Source organism: Pseudodesulfovibrio sp. zrk46 (assembly GCF_012516435.1).
Classification (GTDB): domain Bacteria; phylum Desulfobacterota; class Desulfovibrionia; order Desulfovibrionales; family Desulfovibrionaceae; genus Pseudodesulfovibrio.
The window spans coordinates 1,980,174-2,000,350 of record NZ_CP051216.1 but is presented as its reverse complement, the minus strand read 5'-3'; the positions used below and the strand labels follow the sequence as shown (position 1 = coordinate 2,000,350).

The 20,177-nt window shown below is 49.4% G+C and carries 15 protein-coding genes; 3 read left to right on the top strand and 12 right to left on the bottom strand.

Going from position 1 to position 20,177, the window contains the following annotated elements; genetic code table 11:
• Window positions 1-254: 254 nt before the first annotated feature.
• The 4 genes from HFN16_RS09100 to HFN16_RS09085 all read right to left on the bottom strand — a co-directional run bounded on the left by HFN16_RS09100 (window position 255) and on the right by HFN16_RS09085 (window position 5,448).
• Window positions 255-2,957 (bottom strand): DUF927 domain-containing protein, encoded by a 2,703-nt coding sequence (locus tag HFN16_RS09100; protein WP_210772249.1) that lies wholly within the window; start codon window positions 2,955-2,957, stop codon window positions 255-257.
• 195 nt (window positions 2,958-3,152) lie between these two features.
• Window positions 3,153-3,350 carry an AlpA family phage regulatory protein gene (locus HFN16_RS09095; RefSeq protein ID WP_168890454.1) on the bottom strand — a complete coding sequence of 66 codons (198 nt, stop codon included), beginning with the start codon at window positions 3,348-3,350 and terminating at the stop codon, window positions 3,153-3,155.
• Between the two features lie 220 nt (window positions 3,351-3,570).
• Window positions 3,571-4,200 (bottom strand): hypothetical protein, encoded by a 630-nt coding sequence (locus HFN16_RS09090; RefSeq protein WP_168890453.1) that lies wholly within the window; start codon window positions 4,198-4,200, stop codon window positions 3,571-3,573.
• A 33-nt stretch (window positions 4,201-4,233) separates the two neighbouring features.
• A complete protein-coding gene (locus HFN16_RS09085) occupies window positions 4,234-5,448 on the bottom strand; it encodes a tyrosine-type recombinase/integrase (RefSeq protein WP_168890452.1) in 1,215 nt (404 codons plus the stop codon).
• 331 nt (window positions 5,449-5,779) lie between these two features.
• Here HFN16_RS09085 and HFN16_RS09080 point away from each other — a divergent pair, with 331 nt between their 5' ends.
• Complete coding sequence (locus HFN16_RS09080; RefSeq protein ID WP_168890451.1) at window positions 5,780-7,057, top strand: site-specific integrase; 1,278 nt, start codon at window positions 5,780-5,782, stop codon at window positions 7,055-7,057.
• Window positions 7,058-7,137: 80 nt separating this feature from the next.
• Here the strand turns inward: HFN16_RS09080 and HFN16_RS09075 are convergent, their stop codons facing one another.
• From HFN16_RS09075 to HFN16_RS09040, 8 genes are all read right to left on the bottom strand, one after another.
• The gene (locus HFN16_RS09075) at window positions 7,138-8,844 is read right to left on the bottom strand and encodes a hypothetical protein (protein WP_168890450.1); all 1,707 of its coding nucleotides are present in this window, start codon (window positions 8,842-8,844) and stop codon (window positions 7,138-7,140) included.
• On the bottom strand, window positions 8,837-10,048 hold the full coding sequence (locus HFN16_RS09070) for a hypothetical protein (protein WP_168890449.1): 1,212 nt from the start codon (window positions 10,046-10,048) through the stop codon (window positions 8,837-8,839). The genes HFN16_RS09075 and HFN16_RS09070 overlap by 8 nt, the downstream gene beginning before the upstream one ends.
• A gap of 228 nt (window positions 10,049-10,276) precedes the next feature.
• Window positions 10,277-10,612 carry a hypothetical protein gene (locus HFN16_RS09065; protein ID WP_168890448.1) on the bottom strand — a complete coding sequence of 112 codons (336 nt, stop codon included), beginning with the start codon at window positions 10,610-10,612 and terminating at the stop codon, window positions 10,277-10,279.
• Between the two features lie 14 nt (window positions 10,613-10,626).
• Window positions 10,627-12,198, bottom strand: coding sequence for a hypothetical protein (locus HFN16_RS09060; protein ID WP_168890447.1), 1,572 nt, complete (start codon window positions 12,196-12,198; stop codon window positions 10,627-10,629).
• A 5-nt stretch (window positions 12,199-12,203) separates the two neighbouring features.
• The gene (locus HFN16_RS09055; protein ID WP_168890446.1) at window positions 12,204-13,166 is read right to left on the bottom strand and encodes a DUF3150 domain-containing protein; all 963 of its coding nucleotides are present in this window, start codon (window positions 13,164-13,166) and stop codon (window positions 12,204-12,206) included.
• Complete coding sequence (locus HFN16_RS09050) at window positions 13,163-14,152, bottom strand: AAA family ATPase (protein WP_168890445.1); 990 nt, start codon at window positions 14,150-14,152, stop codon at window positions 13,163-13,165. The genes HFN16_RS09055 and HFN16_RS09050 overlap by 4 nt, the downstream gene beginning before the upstream one ends.
• 76 nt (window positions 14,153-14,228) lie before the next feature.
• Window positions 14,229-15,446 carry a hypothetical protein gene (locus tag HFN16_RS09045; protein WP_168890444.1) on the bottom strand — a complete coding sequence of 406 codons (1,218 nt, stop codon included), beginning with the start codon at window positions 15,444-15,446 and terminating at the stop codon, window positions 14,229-14,231.
• Window positions 15,436-16,146 carry an ERF family protein gene (locus tag HFN16_RS09040; RefSeq protein WP_348771078.1) on the bottom strand — a complete coding sequence of 237 codons (711 nt, stop codon included), beginning with the start codon at window positions 16,144-16,146 and terminating at the stop codon, window positions 15,436-15,438. Before HFN16_RS09040 ends, HFN16_RS09045 begins: the two co-directional genes overlap by 11 nt.
• Window positions 16,147-16,397: 251 nt before the next feature.
• Here HFN16_RS09040 and HFN16_RS09035 point away from each other — a divergent pair, with 251 nt between their 5' ends.
• Both HFN16_RS09035 and HFN16_RS09030 read left to right on the top strand, forming a co-directional pair.
• On the top strand, window positions 16,398-17,150 hold the full coding sequence (locus HFN16_RS09035; RefSeq protein ID WP_168890443.1) for a hypothetical protein: 753 nt from the start codon (window positions 16,398-16,400) through the stop codon (window positions 17,148-17,150).
• A 203-nt stretch (window positions 17,151-17,353) separates the two neighbouring features.
• A complete protein-coding gene (locus HFN16_RS09030; RefSeq protein WP_168890442.1) occupies window positions 17,354-20,164 on the top strand; it encodes a DEAD/DEAH box helicase family protein in 2,811 nt (936 codons plus the stop codon).
• Window positions 20,165-20,177 lie beyond the last annotated feature (13 nt).

Genomic DNA, 20,177 nt, shown 5'->3' with positions numbered 1-20,177 from the left:
TTCAGGAATATCATTTTTTTTAGAGGGATAATCTTTCTTATGGGACTCCGAAGGGGGCTACCCCCTAAAGAAAAAGTAGGGGGTGGGGGATGGGGGGAGCCCTAGTATGTTGTTTATTTCCACCTTTGTCGTGAAAGGTAGTATAAGTAGTATCATTCGTAAAAAAGCTGTAATTAATGCACTTTTTTGTCGAACACACAACGAAAGGTGGTATCAGATACTACCTCTGACACCACCCTTATCTCTCTCAGGCGCTAAGCGCTAATTATGTCGGCCTTCAAACCGTACACCTTCGTCTGACCGAGCCCAGGAAGCTTCTTATTGATCTGGAACCCTCTTCCACCCGGCTGTTCGAGCAACAAGCCAAGCTTCCTTAGCTCGCGGCAAACCATCAAAGGGTTATAGCCATCACAAAGCTCTTTAGCGAAAACCTCGCTCAGAACGTAGTATTCATACTTGCCGTAACGATTGAGACTCCTGAAGCCTGCACGATTCTGCACGCCGAAGTCAGTCAAGTTATCATTGTCACCAATCAACTCAAACCTACTGCTGCCATGTTTTTCGAGGAATTCCCGAATCTGTTTGATGGAGCCAGATGCTTCAGAGCTACCTACGCCACCACGGAAGGCGATCCAATTCTGGAAACAAACGTTAGCGGCCCAGTGCGCGATACCAAGACTCCAAGGAAGAATCCCAAGTTTTGTAGCAAGCATCCCCGCCGAAGCAATAAGCGCCGTGCGCTTGCAGACACGTTTAACCTGCCCATCAGCATTTTCAGGGAGATTTGCATTATAAAACACATCCACCATATACCGCACCTGCTTACGCACCTCAGACTTATTTTCGGCAACACGTTCTAGAAAGGCACGAATAGGCGTCCCATAACAAGCGCCGGAAGCTTTGCGAATTTCATTGGCAAAAGCATCGCCATCCTTAAATCCATGGAGTTGCTCAAATGCTCCAAGCTGCTGCCCTGCATCAGCTTGAATGTCCATGAAACGAACTGACTGCCCTGCCATAGCCTTAAAACCGTCCTCCCTGAGCTTCTGTTCAAAGGACAATTCGCTAGAGCTCAGCCCCAGCAACCGCCACCGCTGAATGGGGGCGCTAGCGCCAGTTTTCTTTGCCCGAGCCTTTCCCATACCGTTCGCGAACATATATGTCGCTTCCGCGAGTTCTTTGCTGGAACATTGGGACAACTCGTCCATAAGAAGGGGCATATCATTACGGGAAGCAGCAAGAGCTTCCAAACCATTACCAGTTGCTCGCCAAGGCATAATGTAGCCGTTCCCACCACAAACGCTGGCTGCGGCCATAAGAATAGTCGTTTTCCCGATCGAACTCGCACCAACAAAATTGATGATGCCAGACTCCATCCCTACCAATTCAAGAAGCACAGCGGCAAAGGTCGTGCTAATTGCAAAGACTAAACGGGAATTGCCTACAGCCAAGCGCCCAATTCCATTTTGCCATTCATCCAAAGTACCACGACACTGGTAAGGATTATCGACAACCTGCCCCTGAAAAACGGTTTCAAGGCCACCTGCGGGACCATAAGATCTGTCAAGTAGGACAAAACGATCACCGTGCCACCCCGTACGCGTAACGCTAAGTGCCCGCTGTTCAGGATCAGCCTGGGTAAGATATTTAAGCAACAGGTCATTACTTTTGCGGTCTGCACCAATCCTCAGCCCCTTATTTACAAGGAGGATGAGGTATTCTTTGCCCCTGGAATAAAGCGACTCCAAAGGCATCGTGAAGGTGTGCAGCTTGCCGTCCGGGTCTTTTACACGGCAATGCAATCCCCAGTTCTCGTTATTTTCATCATGGGTGGCAGCAAGAATCTCAAGATATGAACAGACCCAAGTCTCTTCAGGATTGCCTTCGCGGTCCAAGAACCGAAAAACCACTCCCTTATCGGTAAGCGCGAAGCCAGGTTCATGCTGTTCAACAGGAGCTGCATGCTGCGGCTGAATACCATAGCGCTCAGCAGCGTGCGTCTTGAACTCTCCAAGCCCCATCTTGTTAGCCTCAATCCAAGCCAGCAGATCTTCTTTGCTCCAATCCGGTGCATCTGCGATATCCCACCCCTTAGGGGCCTCTGCATAGGGTAATACAATTTCACACGATTTAGCCTGCACAATTGCAGCAATGTTCAGCCCAGCCTCAAATCCCGGCTTATCTGCATCCACAAGGATTAACACGTCCCGGTTAGCAAGGGGAGTCCAATCCGCCTTGGTAACTGCCTTGGACCCACCGGGCCAAGTCATGACAACCATTTCTTCACCGAGCAGTTCACGCGCAGCCTTAGCGGCTTTTTCCCCTTCGGTGATTACAATTTTTTTGTCGGGGGTAGCGGAAGCAAGCAAATCGAGCCCATAGAGCGGACGAAGTCCCGGAAGACCCTTCATACGCCAGGCGCGGTTCCCGCGACCGTCATCACAGTACGTAAAGGGACGAATTTCCTTGCCCCCAGACGGCAGATCAAATCTGCATACGACAAAAAGGATATGTCCCTCAGCATCTCGGTATACCCACTCGTTAGAACAGGTGCCTAACTTATAGTGCTCAATCGGCCAGCCCGGAGCATTTTCAGGGACAGGAGTAATCGGAGTCCATTGAGCCTTAGTAGACTGAATCTTCCTCGGGCGCTTAGCACTATCAACTTCAATTCCAAGTTCGTCAGCAAGCTGAAAGGCTGCCTGAGGCCAATCGAGATACCCGTTAAGATACTGGTAGAGATGAACGAGGTCACGCCCACCATCATCTGTGGCGAAGTCGTTCCAGCAACCCGTAACGATGTTAATGCTAAAAGAGCCGGGATTATTGTCTTCGCGGGTTGGATTGCGCACTACATATTCGTCTCCCTGGAATTTCCCTCCGGGGAGCCATTTTTCAACCAAACTTTTGGCCTTCGCCAAAACTACCTGTTTTACTTTTTCAAAATCAAGACCCATCATAATTCCTAGGTTGAATTTGGAAGAGCCGGTAACACCGGTGACTATTCATTATCAGGCGTGTCGAGCTTTGGTCTTTGGTCTTTGATCTTTGTGCTTTGTGCTTTGTGCTTTGTGCTTTGTGCTTTGTGCTTAACTCCCAACCAGAAGAGATGCTTTGGGAGTACTTGTCTACCTAGATAATAATCTTGGCGCCTATAATTCCCGCAAGCTTTCAATGAGCGCATCAATATCGCTCGAGCGCCAAACGGTACATCTAGGGCTAAGCTTGAGGCCCTGAGGGAAAAGCCCCTTACTTACACCGTCCCACCAATGGGACTTGCTGACAGGAATTCTTTTCAGGACTTCAGGGAGACGGAGAAGATGCTCTCCTTGATTAATTGACGACTGCAAGATGCCTCCTTGTCTTGTGGACTACGGCGAGTTCCGCATTTGTCCGTTGGCTTCCATTTCATGGTGCCAAACTGAGTCGAGGAGGCAAGAGGCAGATCGGGGGCAAACAGATAGAAAATCGGGTGCAAACCGGGTGCAAATCGGGTGCAAACCGGGTGCAAACCGGGTGCAAACCGGGTGCAGAGGATGAACATGTAGGAACGCTGCTAGACCATACGGTCTACTTTTTACTCTCTCTTTCCAACAGCAGGCGAACTCTTTTGCCACGACTTTTATATCCATCTGGCGACAGATCTTCATCAGGGCTAGAGATTAACATGCCCATCAGCCGATAAGAGATTGGAGGATTATGTTCTTCTCCGGCTGGACACGGAAAAGCAGCATCAAGTTCTTTAGCTACAGCTAGACTCCGAGCTTCAGGTGTCAGCCCTCTGTATTTAACCATGAGCCTTTCCGCCATTTCTTCGGGGCATTCTATGCGAGGCTGCTCAACGAAATGTTTAGACACGGGCTCAGAGCCCTTTACAAACAGCTTCTCTTCACCCGGAATCGGTACCCCATTTACAGTATATATAGCTCCTCGAATTCGAAACAATAGTTCCTCATATGCTGCAACCAGCTCATCCCGGTAAATAAGCTTATCAGAATCCGTTGAGCTGGACTTCTTCCAAACCCTCAACTCGATCATCGCACGCTCTTCCAAGGTGTTTCCACGAAAATCGCGCCGATTGAATACCAGCTCGGGCCTACCACCTTCATTCATGACTTCATTTAACTGAGCTTCAAGTTCACCCAGCAATACGAGGTAGCTCTTATTCTCCAAAGCTATCATGCCATCATCCGATTCCATCCACGCCTCCTGTCCCAGGTGTTATGATTAGTGTTAGGCTCGAAAATCTGCCAGAAAATCAGCCGCATTCTTACCAGCTTTCAAGTGGTCCAAATAATCAGCCCAAACTTGCATCATCCTTTCACGCTCGGCGAGGTACTCTGCATGATTGTATGCAGCCCGGACCTTATTGCCTTCAACGTGAGCAAGTTGTCTTTCAATCTGATCTGGATGAAATCCCATCTCATTAAGATTGGTACTCGCCATTGAGCGAAATCCATGACCTGTCATCTCTTCCTTGGTATACCCCATGCGGCGAAGCGCAGAGTTAACAGTGTTATTGCTCATCGCCCTATCCTTGGATCGCTCGGAAGGAAATACGTACCGACTGTGCCCAGTGAGAAGTTCCACTTCTTTCAAGACATCGATTGCTTGCTTAGAAAGCGGTATGACATGCTGACGTCTCATCTTCATTTTCTCTGCCGAGATACGCCATTCCTTTTTTTCAAAATCGATCTCCTTCCATTCAGCATGGCGTAATTCGCCAGGTCGAACGAAAGCTAGAGCTGCCAACCTCATAGCGCAACGAGTCACGGGGCTTCCTTGATATTCATCAATCGAACAGAGTAGCCCACCGATCCCTTTGGGGTCAGTGATGCTTGCACGATGTGTTACCTTTGCAGGCGGCAGTACTCCCGCCAGATCTGGAACGGGATTATGAGTAACTAGCCCCATGGCAACGGCATATCGCATAACCTCCCCAATAATGTTCTTAACGCGATGCGCCGTATGCAGTGTTTTCATGCTTTCAATACGATGCAGGACCCGACGAATTTGAGGAGCACCTACTTCGCCTATAGGCATCTCTCCGATCAAGGGAAAAACATGCCCTTCAAGGCGCCGCATCTTCCTTTTGGCAGTTCGCTCCACCCATTGATGTTTGAATTTCGCAAACCATTCCCTGGCGACTGCCTCAAAGCGATTATGTCCCTCGGCAATGACTTGCTGAGATTTGCGATGCTGTGATGGGTCAAGCCCTTCTCTCAGCTGCCGCCTCATCTCATCACGCTTTTCTCTAGCGTCAGACAATTTTACTTCAGGCCATACACCAAGACTGACCATTTTCGCTTTCCCCCCAAAACGATAACGATATCGCCACCTTTTGGAGCCTCTCGGCGGAATTTCCAAGCACAACCCATGGGCATCTGCGATACGATAGAGCTTGTCTTTGGGCTTGGCCTTTTCAATAGATTTTACGGTCAACGGCATATAGCACCTCGTTGAGTAACCAGTGTTAATACTATTCCAGTTACCCACACCATTACTCACACCGTCTCCAGGATGTCAACGGATCACACTAGACTACATAGGTACACAAAAAGCAAAAGCCCCCGAATTTCGGGGGCTTTTTAGACGACCTTGGATTTGGTCGGATTATCTTCTGGTACCAGGGGAGGGACTCGAACCCTCACAGTCGCGAAACCGGCGGATTTTGAGTCGATGATTAGGGCATCACTGGAATTCACTAGAAATCATTTTTAGACTACTATTTCAGACAATTAAACAAGTCACCCTTCATTTGACGTCACTGGAGACCACCTTGCTTACCGCACAATTTGGTGGTAATTTGGTGGTCGTTTGGTGGTCACATCAGGAGGTCGAAGTGAGAAAGAAGTGGTTTTCGACAGAAAAATACCCCGGAATCAGATGGCAGCAACACCCAAAGCGCAAGCATGGTGTCCGCTTCGATCGCCACTTTGGTTATCGATTTATGTTCAACGGGAAGCGATATGAAGGATTTCTTGGCTGGGAGAGCGAAGGCTGGAGTGAACTGAAGGCTCACACCCAAAAAGAACTCTACCTTGAGAACGCCAAGAAAGGGCATGGCCCCACAAGCCCTAAAGAAGAAGCCAAGCAGTCCCGCGAAGCCGTTCAAGCTGAAAAGAAAAAAGACATCTCGTTCGAAGACTACTTCAACAACCGCTACCTCCCTGAGGCCCGTACCCGGAAAAAGCCGCACACAATCAGAACTGAGAAACAGCACCTCAGGGACTGGCTCTCTCCCCAGTTGAACGGAAAGCCCATGCGCTCCATCACGCCGGACGACATAGAGCAGATCAAACTTGCAGTACTGGACAAAGGACGCACTCTTAGGACTGCCCAGCACGTCTTGGCGGTCTTTCGACTCGTCTGGAATCACGCCCGCAAAAGGAGGATCGTCGAAACAGACAGCCCCACCCGTGCAATTGAAATCGGCAAGATCAACAATGAGCGGACTCGATTCCTCAAGCCAGAAGAGGCCCAAAAGCTGCTTGAAACAGTGAAGGAACTCGATGAGGGGGCATACGAACTGACCCTGGCGGCCTTATACACCGGAGCCAGGCTGGGAGAGCTCACAGGGCTGACATGGAGCGCAATCGACATGCAGGAGAAATCCATTACGCTTCTGCATACGAAAACAGGCAAGCCCAGAGCATTCCCCATTGCCAGCCCATTATACGCGATTCTCCAGGGGAAAGAAGAAGGCGCTCCTGAGGACCTAGTATTCACGAACTCCAAAGGAGAAAAATGGCGAGAGGCTCCATGGGGCTTCAGGCAGGCTATCAAAGATCTCAAGCTCAACGAAGGCCGCTCAGAGAAACGGGAATGGATCTGCTTCCACAGCCTCAGACATACCGCCGCATCCATGATGATGGCTGCTGGTGTGGACGTAAGGACCATCCAGACCCACTTCGGTTGGTCCACACTCGCCATGCTCCAGAGATACACGCACGCGATGGATGAGTCTAAACGGGCTGCGGTTGATTCGCTTGAACGAGCATTAGCAAAAAAAAGGGGCGGGAAGCTTATTCAATTCAAAAAATCGAATGTAAAATAGCATCTCAATTTCAAACTTTGTACACAAACGGCACACCCTGCCATTAACCGGTGCCATGTATTCTTAAGTCGATGACATAATTACCGATCGCTCATCTCAACGATCGCTCCATATTTGCACGTCTGAAAACACACACCACAACGGCCACACTTGTGGGCATCAATTACTAAATCTTTTCCATTTAAACTTATAGCACCACTGCAGTATGGAATTTTCATACAATCTTTGCATCTGACACAGCAATCGTTGTCGATTTCATAAGAGGGCCGCGACAGCTCTATCTTATCAGCATACCTTTCCTTAGCATACAACCCGATATAATTACTCAGATTTACTCCACCAACTATTCTGTCGACCACAAAGTCCCTATTCTCTGATGTAAGATTGTCGATACTTTCCTGGAAAACTATTTCGCGAAAAACTTCTCCCTCAAAAAATGCCTGAAGCAAGTCGCAAAGTCTTTTAACACCACTGAACCCAGGACTCGCTAATATTGCAGTCCCTACTTGAACAGCGGTAGATCCAATGTAAATTCGATCTAAAATATCTTCTAAGGCAAGAATACTTTTAAAGCTCATATTCTTTGCATTTTCTTTCTCAGTGTACTTCTCGAAGATCGCAGTCACTGTGTCTAAATATTGGGAATTGTCAGGAATCCCCTTTTCTCTGATGGCCTTTAAAGAGGCGTCTACAGCTGTCGCACTGTCTGCACCATCTACAATTTTATTCAACCAAGAGATCAATCTCCTCATCTTCGGAAAGGAGCAATCAGATTTTGATTCAATTTCAGCTGTATAGCTTTTGCCGTCATCATGCTTCCCAATTTCACATAATGTTTTGAACTCTTTAAGGAGCCAAGAACTCTCAGCGGCTGCTTCAAAATTTAATAAGTCGTCCTGGAGTTCCATACCAACGCCACCACTACTTATTACAGGGATGTCAAGCAGCCTATTAAGTTGAAACACTGAATATCGAGCAATTTCTGTAAGAGTTGAGCCAGAAACTTGAAAGAGTTTCGTCTTTCCCCTAGTTCCCCATTGAAGCTTTCCAGGGGACTTGATGGTATTAACCACCGAAACAGCTTTAACGATTTCTTGGTCTCTACAAGTCTTTAAACATATTTGTCCGAGATCTGTCCGGAAGGGAAACTTTAGAATTAATCCGAGTTGGCATCCCATCTCGCTATTAATCTTATCAAAAAAAACTACTGCACTGCATACATTCTTAATAATTGTATCAGTGATACCCCCTTCAACAACACTGAAATATTCATCTGCAATATTCTTATAGCCTTCGTGGCACAGTCCCCTTTCTAGAACACGAATCATGTACCTTAAATTAAGCTCAATATTTATTGGCACCCCATGGCTGCCTGAAAACAAGGCTATAGGCTCGACAAGACTCTTTATACTCTCAAAGTCAATCTCAGAGGCGCTCGTGGTGTACTTCGTAGCTATACTCGGAATAATGGGGATATCACCAGAAGGATAAGCTGAATGGACTGTTTCCAACAACGCAGCAACACTTGCAGGCGTATTGTCCATCTCGTGCGCAGTACTCCCCGTATTGAACCATGTCTTTTTATTAGGAGAGAGTTTTGCGAATGAATAGCCCTTCCTCACTGCTGTCGACGATGTTGGAAGGATTGTCTTTAGAATCACCGCGCCTGCACCATTCTCTAAAGCCTCAAGGGCTTTCTGTGTTGAATCTGCTGCCGGAGTAGACGCTATAAAAATCGGATTCTTATAACTAACTCTACCGATCTTGATTTGGGTAATATTATCCATCGTTAGAATACAGCTTGCTGATGGTTTCTTGCACCTTCGGGTGGTAATAAATCATCCACTTTGTTTTAGTACGTAGAGCTTTTTTGCGCTTCCGATTAATCGCAGGTTCTGAAAATAGATCTGCAAAAGATAAAAGCTCCGGTGGCAAAGTATGATTGAATTTAGCCTCGCCTTCGTATTTTTCACCATGAAATCTCACAACAAAATTGAGTGGAGAATCGACGATGAAATCGCTTTTATCAACTTGAAGGTCTTTCTGAATATATGTCGTTACAAGATGAATAAAATCAGAACTATCAATGACTTCTTCATGAGCACGAAGTATCCGGACTGGAATGTTTAGCGACTCAAACACACTATCTGAAGACAGCAAAGCCATCATCGACTCATATTGAGTTCCCTTAACGGCACTACTCAGAAGAGACAGCAATGAATTGTCAGATAATGATTTAAAATGGTCTGTGCTATTAAACGCTTCCAGTATGTAATTGGATCTCTTATTCTCCAGCACGTACTTAAGAGCTTCCGACAGCATCATATCTGCTATTCTTCTTTTGGGAGAAAAATACACATTATGATTCATAAGCTTCTTTGCACCATGAATGATGTAGTACAGGTCTTTGTACCCTTTCTCCAGAACTAACGAATCATGCTCTTTAACCACAAGCCCAACTATAGTTTTCAAAAGATCCTTACTAAATATCGGGATAGTGTTCTGTGAATCTCTTGACAAAAAATCAAGTGTATTGGCACCGACAAGGCCAAAAACAATTTGGTCGTCGATTTCATTCTTTTTTTCTCTTGAAATGATTTCAACAACCTTCCCTGTTTCCCCTTTCAATATTGAACTAAAATGCTTTTTAACTACCTTCTCGGCCATCTTCACTTTGTCAAAATCCATTGCATCACATATTTCTTTTGTGATGCTATAGGAATAAGGAGGAGTGCCAACTTCATGTAACGCAGCTGAATACGCCAATATTTTACATTTTGGAATCGGGAGTCCGATCAGTCGTGATATGCAGTAAGCCAATTCTGCAGAGCCAACACTATGGGCATAGCGAGTATGTGTTGCCTTCTTCCAATCAAGGTAAGCAAAGCCAAGTTGCTTAACACCTCTCAATCGTATGAAATACTGGTTTGACAATATTTCATTATATACAGCGTCTCTTTTGATCTCTTCAATAAACTCTTCATACGCCATAAGAATATCCATCAATAAGGTTATAATTTTTCTATTCTTTACAGCCTTCTGCTCAAAAAACAAACAATTTCTCAATGGGGTTCAAATACTGCCTCCAGGAATCCTTCATGCTTAAACTTCGTTGCGGACAACTTAAGACTATGAGTTCACATATGAAATGCTAAGATAGGCCAATTATCTAGCCTGTGAGCAAAGAGAGCCGCCAGCATTTGCCAGCGGCTCAATTTTTCAAGCTTCAAACTCCTTCCCGCATTCATTGCAACGGTATTCACCTATAACATGCCGGTCGATGTGTTCGCCAACCTGATTGCCCACTGCGGAACCGGCGAAGAATCCTGCGAGCGCACCAGCCAGGCCTCCCGTTAAGAATCCAAGGCCTGTTCCTACGACGGGGACCACAGAGCCTATCGTTGCCCCCATCACGGCCCCGGAGGAGGCTCCTGCATAACCTGCCATTCCACCGGCTACGCCGCCGACGACTGTGCCTACCTTTTGGCTTGTGTTGACCAATACGACATGCTCCGAACTATCGCAGTTCGGGCATTTGGGGATCTCGATATCCATATTGTACCTCGTGATTATTTCTGATTGAGAAGCGCACCACGCAGCATGCCGAACATGGCGGGAGCCAGTTCGGACAACTCGTTGATGATGCGACTGTGGTTGGGAAGGAGTTTGGTGATAGCTTCAGACAGGATGCCTAGGCCGTATACTTCGACGCCGAATCGCCTCCCCTCTTCAAGAGCATCAAGAGCCATGTTGAAGGAGTCGGGATCGCCGTCTGTCAGGATCAGAATGATCTTTCTGGACTCGGCAAGGGTATGCATCTGTTGCAGTACCCACCAAAAGGCTTCGCCGAGAGGAGTGCAGCCTGTTGCGCTTACGGCGAAGTTGTCATGCAGTCTTTCACCATGCTTCAAGATTGGGCAGATCGTGGGACCACGATCATTCCCATTGCCGCCGTCAGTCGGTGTTCCTGCGGGAAACGCGGTCACTCCGACATTGATACCGTTGATGGCATCCAGGGCCGTGGCGACAGCATGGCAAACTTGACTGGTGAGCTTGATACGTCGTCGCATGGAGCCGGAGCAATCAAGCAGGATGTGAACGGCTGTGTTGATTCCGACCTTGTGACCATCACGCCTGAAAACACGAGCGTCTGCCGCCGACAGGCGGTGAAGTTGTCGTGCATCCAATCGGCCATGACGTCCGACCTTGATTCGTGTCAGCAACGACGATTGTAACAACCCCTGGAGTTGCGTCCGCAGGGCAATTGATGCCCGCTTTGTGGCGGCAGCGTCCTCTGGATTTATCGGCTTCGTGGTCTTGCTTCCGAGCTGCGCCACGCGAAGCGATTCGTCCAACTCCTTGGGCGATTGCTTACGCAGACTTGCCGCCAGGGCTTCGCCAAGGTCATCGGGCAGGTCGATGTCATCGGCGCGAATCAACCGATTCAAGGCGTCCGAAGGGAGTTCATCAGACACTTCCCTTTTGCCTGGTTTACCCATTGTCGAGTCCCCATTTTGCGGGGACTGAGAAGCCGCTTTCTCCTTTAGAAGCGAAACGACTTCCCGCGCATAGAGGATGCAATCCTGAGAGGAATCGCAGTAGGCATTTACCTTTTTCAGGACAGGATTCAACCGCCCGACCAGGCCGGGATAATGGGATTCAACGAAGTTGCCGACATCGTCCCGTTGTCCGTTCAGAGACGGGACATCCCAGGCTCGGACCGACAAGAGCAGCCAATTGAGGATAGCCATAGCCGGATCGGCTGTCTGCTCATTGGCATTGCCGAACAGATGTTGAATCAACCAGTTGAAGTTTGAACGACATCCAGGGAACAGGCGAGCGAGCTGATGCTCGACCCGCCAATCCTCGAAGATGTTCCACACGTGCATTTCCAGCGGTGTCAGGTTAGCCAGACGCAACCAGTCGAAGCGTGTTTCTCGAATGTGGGCAGCTTCGTGGTCAATGTAGCCGCGAGCAAGGCCGATGAGTGTATCACTACATTCCAATGGCAACGAAGGCAGATGGATGGTACCCCCATCCGTGTATGCCCCTTTGCCGCCAATGACGACTTTCACCCCGTACTTGCGCCCGAGAACCGAAGCCACCATGGGCAGTGATTTCATAAGAAGCTTGTTCTCCATGACGATCACCACAACCCATGACTGTCGATCTGATGCTGCACCGACTCAGGAACGAACTCTATTGTGACCGTAGGAGTTTCCTGCGGCAAAATCGAAATCGTCTCTGCAACTAGGCCAGACAGGATGTCGGCTGTATCCTGTCCATCCAGGATCTTCTGACCATGCGCAACGAGCGTTGCGGGGTCGCGAAGCAGCGAGACAACCCCCTGAAGCATGACCAGCGCACTGCCCTGAATATAACCCCGCTTCGGCATCCGGTTAAAGGCCGTATCCAACAGATCAACCACCGGAACGACACGGGGCTCAACAAAGGTCAACCCTGCGAGCTTGTTATGGATGGACCGAAGAGGGGAAAGCGCCTTGTGTGTCACCTTGTCTTTGCCCTCAAAGCAACGTTTCCATGTGTCGCTGGCAGCCTTAGCAACCTCGTCAAACAAGGTGTCGCCCAGTTCACTCACTTCGTGCTGCAGGCCATGCCCAACCACATTGTCTGTGGGAGGGACAAGCTTGAAGAATTGCCACTTGAAATCAATGCGGCTGCGAACGTAATCCGCGCTCACTGAAGAGGTTCCAATCAGGCTTTCCCAGCCGGGATGTTGAACAATCCAGTCTTTGACAGCTTCATCATACCTGCTGAGGAATTGTGCCTTTGCATTCAAGAAGTCGGCCCGAATGGTGGTCAACTCGGCCACGATTTCATCGGCCTTTTCTTCCGGGATGCCCCAGCCGCCTAGAAAGCGAACGCCGGTCCGATCCAGCAGGTTCACGGCGCGGGCCTTGAGCGTGCCGAAGATCCGCAGTTCCTTGGGGTCGCATATTTTCTTGCTACCAAGCGAGGCAAGCTCTTCAGGCGGAAGTTCAGCGCCACCGAAGTCCGCAGGCGTCAGCTTTTTGCGTGCCGTCCAGATGTTCACATCGAGATTCAGGGCTATCAGGTTGTCGAGAACGGTTATATCCGTATTTATCATGATTCATTCTCCTTCTGTTGCGGGAAGATGCGTTGCGCGAGCTCGTGCAACACCGTCCGGGTTTCCGGTGTGGCGCGATAGGCAAGAGCGCGATCAAGCGCATAAGTCACGGGTTGGATGCCCTGTCGGGCTAGCGGTTGAAATCGAACGGTCAGATCCGCCCAGCGAATAAGAGTGCGAGTCGAGAACGTCACCTCAATGGTGTCGCGGAAGTTTCCGTCAGCTTCGCCCATGAACAGTTTGCGCACCTCATTGGCAAACTCGACCATCTTCGTGCGAATATCCTTCGGCAAACCGGGAGCCTTGCGGTGCAGCAACTCCCTTTCAGCCTTGGGGCTGGGGTAGCCGATCTCGCAGAGCCAGAAGCGGTCCATGAAGGCTAGATTTTGCCTTAATGTCCCTTGGTACAGACCAGTTTCGTCCGTCCCGCCGTTAGTATTGGCTGTTGCCGCAAACCGGAACAACTGATGGGGCTTGATGACCTCGCCACCGTTCTCAGGAATGCACAATGGGTCCCCGTCGAGAATACCGTTCAGCCCTGCTGCCGTTGCCGGATCGAGCAGGTCGATTTCATTCAGCAGGAACAACCCACCGAACTTCATGGCGAGCGCAAGGGGGCCGTATTGAAACGTCATATTTGAATCTTCAACAGTCAGATGGCCGACCATATCCGGGAACTCCAATCGCCCATGACCGGTGATATCGAACACAGGGTAATTGAGCTTGGCAGAAAGCTGTTTGATGAGACTTGTCTTTCCACTTCCTGCGGGGCCAAAGACGTACAGCGGATCGGATGAATCCATGAACCAGACAACGGCATCACGGCTGGAATCGTGGAACAGGTACTCGGGGTTAAGGTCAGGGGTGAATGAGGATGCCGATGCAAAGCCGCGCACAGTACGCTTGGACTTCTTGCCGCTGAAGACTTCACCGGCATCATGTTCGGCAGGCTGCAGTGTCTGCAACTCTTTGAGAATTTCACTCATACTTATCTCCTTTGAAAACAGAAAAGGCGCACCCCCGGGAGGAGGTGCGCCTTTCTGCCAATCGTGTTTGTGTTGGCTATGCCGCCGACTTCAGCGGCTTATTGATCTTGCTGACGTATAGCCGTTCATGAGACCTGCCAGCCTTTTCGCATTGCTCCAAAGCTGCCTCGACTTTGAGTTCATCACCAATCAATGAAGTTAAGGTGTCCACGACCTGGGAGCGATCGAGAGTTCTTCGACCAGCCACGGTCGCAATCCGAAAACGATGATCTTCCGTCGAAATCCAATCCTGCCCTCCAATCAGACGATACGTTTGCTTGATGCGCTCTTCTGCCTCAGCAATACGTCCCTCCAGGGCAGTCTTTCGCTCCTTGAGGATAGCAAGCTCTTCCAACTCCAGGCCGCAAGCAGAATCTGCTGGGATACTTATGTCCCGAAACTTCGGGCAGTCTGCGTTGACGTCGCACCAATCGCACAAAGGGTGAAAGCCACGGCAGTAGTAGAGGTCGTTCAACTCCAGGTTTCCTGCTCGTATGTCTTCTGCCGCCCGCCAGATTGCAACCGCTGTCTGCAGGCACGTTGCCAGCATCATCTCGTCAGCGAGATACGGACCGAATGGTCTGACCTCAGACAGAGAGATGGAAAGCACCCACGCCTCGATGTCCACGGTGTTAGGGGAATCGGGAAGCGTCACGCCGAACATGGCCTGCACGGCCTGCGGAAACGTGACCAATTCCATCTCCGTTTCAGGGACGGAAAAACAAGGTTCGCCCCAGCAGGCGTAAAGCAGTCCCATTTGGCCATAGAGTTGCGCCTCGTATGAAGCATAGAGCGAATCCGGAATGCGCTCATTGCTTTTGAGTTCCAAAATCCGGACAGCAGGACGACGGCCACCCCATACCAGGGTGAAGTCCAGGTGTGCCTTTATGGGTACACCGCTATGCTCAATGCAGATTTCAAGCTGTGGCAACAACTTCACACCGGTAGCGGTAAGAGCTTTTTCTATGCCATGTTCCTGCCAATGCCCTCGCTGCAGAATGATCTGCCGACTAAGAGTACGAGCGAGAGCGTCAGGATCAAGCCCAGCCACGGCAGATGCGGCGGGAGTGGCGGACAGACCGAGTTTGCTCGCCACTGCGGCCCGCATGCACTCCATGCCTTTGCCGATGTCAGACATGCCGATGTACTGGCTACGGTCGCCAAGCTCACAGACTGTCTTCTGCTCAGCGTGAGCCAGGAGGCCTTGAGTCAGGAGGCGAAGCAGTCCTTGTGCCTTGAGATTTTCATGCGGCATCTGCATACCTCCACCAGACCTTGCGGGTGCCATCCCATCGGAAACCGGCCTTGCGCAGGAACGCCTTCTTGGAATGGGTGTCGCCAGTTGCGAGTACGCACTGCTTGCCGTCATTGGCTGTGCCGTGTCTGTATTGCACCCCATCAAGACGAGGCAGATTTACCGCGTCAGTACCAGTACCCTCAGGAACCGATTTCTGCTGTGGAGCAGCTGGGTTCTCCCTGTGGTTACGGGGCTGAAAACCAGTGTTGTGCTGCCAGCCCTGCTGAGAAGCCAATTCTCCATCATCATCGTTTTCTGTCACGATCCCGATCAATGCGGACAAGCCGTACCTACGCGCATAGGTCATCGCCGAGCCATACCCTTGCGGATCGTTCTTTGGCAACGGCATGGTCAACAATGAAGCCTGCCACTGCCCTGTCTCCGCATGGACAATCTTGGTGACAAGGCCGAGTTGATTAGCCTCAACTGATACCGGGTACTGGGTCAGCCAGACGCCGTGCTTTATCAAAGCATCCCGGCACGCATTCATGACCGAATGAAGTGTTGCGTACCGGCTGTTTGTAAAAGTGTTCTCCGCGTCCTTTAGTGCAGGAGAAAGCGCTTGCTGCACCTGGATCATTGCCTCGGCCAATTCCGTAATTTCAGGGGAACTCATCTGTGATTCCATGGCTACCTCCTTGAATAAAGAAAACCCCACGGTCGCGTCTCGCGACCATGGGGCATATTGTGTCTTGTCGCCGGAAATTAAAAAAGTCCTGGCAGTCAAAGGAGTAATATATGTTTGAAAAAGAATGAGCAGCACACTAACCTATTATTAAGATTTCATACAAAATCTTAAAACCATAATAATCTTTGATGGGAGCTAACGTGATTTGAGAGAGGCGTATTCCGATTGGGACAACGGCTTCGCAATTATGATATCGGGTAAAAAAACAACAGGAGCTGACAATGGTCTTGACCGAAGCGTATTGCGAGAAGCAAATGCAAACATCCATTGAAGGGTTGTTTGAGAACTATAAAATGATGATCTCACGTCAATTGGAACGCGTAGATTTGTCGATTTCTGAATTATTAGAATTGCTTGAAGAAGATGAATACCGTTTTACGCTTAAAGCTCATAGCTTGATTGAGCATTTTATTGGGAGTTTGGCTCAGGTAAATGGAGTAGACAAAACGATTAAGAATTTCCCAAATTCAGGCATGAAAGTTAGGCTGGATGCCTTACTGAAAGCTAAGGTCATACCGCAGCTAGGATACGATTTTATTCGATCTTTATCCTTTATTCGAAATAAATATGCTCATGATCCGCGGTTTATGAATAGCTCGGTTGTTCAATGCATAAATGCGCTTGATGTTGAAGCCAAGAAACAGCTTATGTCAGCGGTTGTTGGCCTTATTTTGATAATTTACCCAGTGAGGTCATTTGATGAAGTTCGAAAAGAAATAATGGAACTAGACGAATCTGAAAAGCCTGAATATTTCGAGGTGCAAGAGTTTGCTGTAATATATTTCAAAGGAATGGTTGTCCTTTCGATCTACGCTTTGGTTGTGTCTAGTAGCCCCAAAGAGGAGCAAGAGGCTTCAATTCCTTTGTGGCTTGAGCTTGCTCAGGTTGCAATCAGCTTGATGGAAACCTTCTCGATATCTACATTTGGTATTTCTTATTCCCAATTGGAAGCCTCAATGTCTGAACCAAGCTAGGAGCTGTTGTTGCAAATTGCTCGAAATGGGATATCTCTTTCGACTGCCGCGTTTATTTCATTCCCCCTAATACATTGACTTTTAGCCTTGGCTAGGTATAGCAAATTCTATGTTGCATAGAGTCCCTTTTCTCTATGACAAATCATAGCTTACTCCAGAGAAAATGCCGTTACGCTTGTCAGGCCGAGCAGGAATGTTGACGTATGAGTAGATCTGAAGCCCAAACACGTGCAGAACTAATAGATAAACAGCTTGAACTTGCTGGTTGGAATGTCAATGACCCAACTCAAGTTGTTGAGGAATTCGACATTCTGGTAGATTTGCCTGACGGGGTTGAAAAGCCGCGCACTCAATACGAAGGCCATCAATTCAGCGACTATGTTCTGCTCGGAAAAGACCGAAAGCCTTTAGCCGTTGTCGAGGCAAAAAAATCAAGCAAAGATGCAGCGCTAGGTCGAGAGCAGGCTAAACAATATTGCTATAACATCCAGAGGCAGCTGGGTGGCGAGCTGTCGTTTTGTTTCTATGCCAATGGTCACGAAATCTACTTTTGGGACCTGGACAACTATCCGCCCCGCAAGGTTGTAGGCTTCCCAACGCGAGATGACTTGGAGCGGTTTCAGTACATCCGTCGCAATCGCAAGCCTTTGACCCAAGAACTCATCAATACCGCCATTGCTGGTCGAGATTATCAAATCCGGGCCATACGTGCCGTTCTCGAAGGCATCGAACAGAAAAAACGTGACTTCCTGCTGGTGATGGCTACCGGTACCGGCAAGACTCGAACCTGCATCGCGACGATTGATGCCCTCATGCGTGCCGGACACGCTGAAAAGGTGCTGTTCCTAGTTGACCGTATTGCTTTGCGTGAGCAAGCATTGGCCGCCTTTAAGGAACACCTGCCTCACGAGCCTCGCTGGCCCAACGTTGGCGAAAAGCTACTCGCCAAAGACCGTCGTATCTATATTTCGACCTACCCAACAATGCTCAACATTATTCGGGACGAGTCGCAGAACCTATCACCGCACTTCTTTGATTTTATAGTGGTAGATGAAAGTCACCGTTCCATTTACAACACCTATAAAGAGGTGTTGGACTTCTTCAAGACGATCACCCTGGGCCTGACGGCCACGCCCACAGACATCATTGACCACAACACCTTTCAGCTCTTCCATTGCGAAGATGGTCTTCCCACTTTTGCCTACACTTTTGAAGAGGCAGTTAACAGCGTACCGCCCTATCTGAGCAGCTTTCAGGTAATGAAAATCCAGACCCGTTTCCAGATGGAAGGCATAAGTAAGCGCACAATCTCGCTCGAGGATCAGAAAAAGCTGCTGCTGGAGGGCAAGGAAGTCGAAGAAATCAACTTCGAGGGATCACAGCTGGAAAAGCAGGTGATCAACAAAGGGACCAACACCCTTATCGTCAGGGAATTCATGGAGGAGTGCATCAAAGACCACAACGGTGTGCTGCCCGGCAAGACCATTTTCTTTTGCTCTTCCAAGGCCCATGCCCGACGGATGGAAGAGATTTTCGACAAGCTTTACCCCCAGTATAAAGGCGAGTTGGCCAAGGTTCTGGTTTCCGATGACCCCCGTGTCTACGGCAAGGGCGGACTGCTTGATCAGTTCACCAACAGCGACATGCCTCGGGTCGCCATCAGCGTCGACATGTTGGACACCGGTATCGACGTTCGCGAAATAGTCAATCTTGTCTTTGCCAAGCCGGTGTACTCCTACACCAAGTTCTGGCAGATGATCGGGCGTGGAACCCGTCTCCTGGAAACCAGCAAGCCCAAGCCTTGGTGTCTGGAAAAGGATGTGTTCCTGATTCTCGACTGCTGGGACAATTTCGAATATTTCAAATTGCAGCCAAAGGGCAAGGAGCTCAAGCCCCAACTGCCCCTGCCAGTGCGGCTTGTCGGGTTGCGTATTGATAAGATTGAAAAAGCCCTCGACCTGGCGCAGGAGCAGATCGCCAAACGCGAAATAACCAAGCTGCGATTTCAGATCAGTCAGTTGCCGCAAAATTCAGTCGTCATCAAGGAGGCGGCGACCTCTCTGGACAAGGTGTATGAAGGAAACTTCTGGGTAACCCTAAGCCACCAGAGATTGGAATTCCTGCGCTCCGAGATCAAGCCGCTCTTCCGCACCGTTTCCGAGGCCGACTTCAAGGCCATGCGCTTTGAGCGGGATGTTCTAGAGTATTCACTCGCCAGGCTCAGCGACGAAAAGGAAAAGGCTGAAACTCTCAAGGAGGGGCTTGTCGAGCAGATCAGCGAACTGCCGCTTTCCGTCAACTTCGTCAAAGCAGAAGGACAGTTGATTCGCGCTGCCCAGACAAACCATTATTGGTCCGTAAGTGACGTCAACGCACTGGAAGATGCTCTTGACGAGTTGAACACCCGCCTCGGCCCGTTGATGAAGTTCCGGGAGTTGCAGACTGGCCCGGGCCCGGTACACCTCGACCTAACCGACGTGTTACACAACAAAGAACGGGTCGAGTTTGGCCCGCAGCACGAATCGGTCAGCATCAGCCGCTACCGCGAAATGGTCGAGGCGATGATTTCCGAACTGACTGCACACAATCCCATATTGCAAAAAATCAAAAATGGAGAAGATGTTTCACCGATAGAGGCTGCCGATTTGGCAGACATGCTCCATGCCGAACATCCGCACATTACCGAAGACCTCCTGCGCCAGGTCTACAAGAATCGCAAGGCGCACTTCATTCAGTTCATCCGCCACATTCTTGGGATAGAGGTTCTCAGAAGCTTCCCCGAGACGGTTAGCGAGGCTTTTGATCAGTTCATCGGGCAGCACAGCAACCTTTCCAGCCGTCAATTGGAATTCCTGAACTTGCTCAAGGGGTTTATCATCGAACGAGAGAAGGTCGAAAAAAGAGACCTCATCAATGCTCCCTTTACGGTGATCCATCCGCAAGGTATTCGTGGTGTCTTCAGCCCTGCGGAAATTAGCGAGATACTGCAACTCACCGAACGCTTGGCGGCCTAGGAAGAGCGACAAC

Coding starts and splice junctions, on each gene's coding strand:
- HFN16_RS09100 (WP_210772249.1), bottom strand. CDS start 2,957: ATGGGTCTTGATTTTGAAAAAGTAAAACAGGTAGTTTTGGCGAAGGCC.
- HFN16_RS09090 (WP_168890453.1), bottom strand. CDS start 4,200: ATGGAATCGGATGATGGCATGATAGCTTTGGAGAATAAGAGCTACCTC.
- HFN16_RS09085 (WP_168890452.1), bottom strand. CDS start 5,448: ATGCCGTTGACCGTAAAATCTATTGAAAAGGCCAAGCCCAAAGACAAG.
- HFN16_RS09075 (WP_168890450.1), bottom strand. CDS start 8,844: ATGGATAATATTACCCAAATCAAGATCGGTAGAGTTAGTTATAAGAAT.
- HFN16_RS09070 (WP_168890449.1), bottom strand. CDS start 10,048: ATGGCGTATGAAGAGTTTATTGAAGAGATCAAAAGAGACGCTGTATAT.
- HFN16_RS09065 (WP_168890448.1), bottom strand. CDS start 10,612: ATGGATATCGAGATCCCCAAATGCCCGAACTGCGATAGTTCGGAGCAT.
- HFN16_RS09060 (WP_168890447.1), bottom strand. CDS start 12,198: ATGGAGAACAAGCTTCTTATGAAATCACTGCCCATGGTGGCTTCGGTT.
- HFN16_RS09055 (WP_168890446.1), bottom strand. CDS start 13,166: ATGATAAATACGGATATAACCGTTCTCGACAACCTGATAGCCCTGAAT.
- HFN16_RS09050 (WP_168890445.1), bottom strand. CDS start 14,152: ATGAGTGAAATTCTCAAAGAGTTGCAGACACTGCAGCCTGCCGAACAT.
- HFN16_RS09045 (WP_168890444.1), bottom strand. CDS start 15,446: ATGCCGCATGAAAATCTCAAGGCACAAGGACTGCTTCGCCTCCTGACT.
- HFN16_RS09035 (WP_168890443.1), top strand. CDS start 16,398: ATGGTCTTGACCGAAGCGTATTGCGAGAAGCAAATGCAAACATCCATT.
- HFN16_RS09030 (WP_168890442.1), top strand. CDS start 17,354: ATGAGTAGATCTGAAGCCCAAACACGTGCAGAACTAATAGATAAACAG.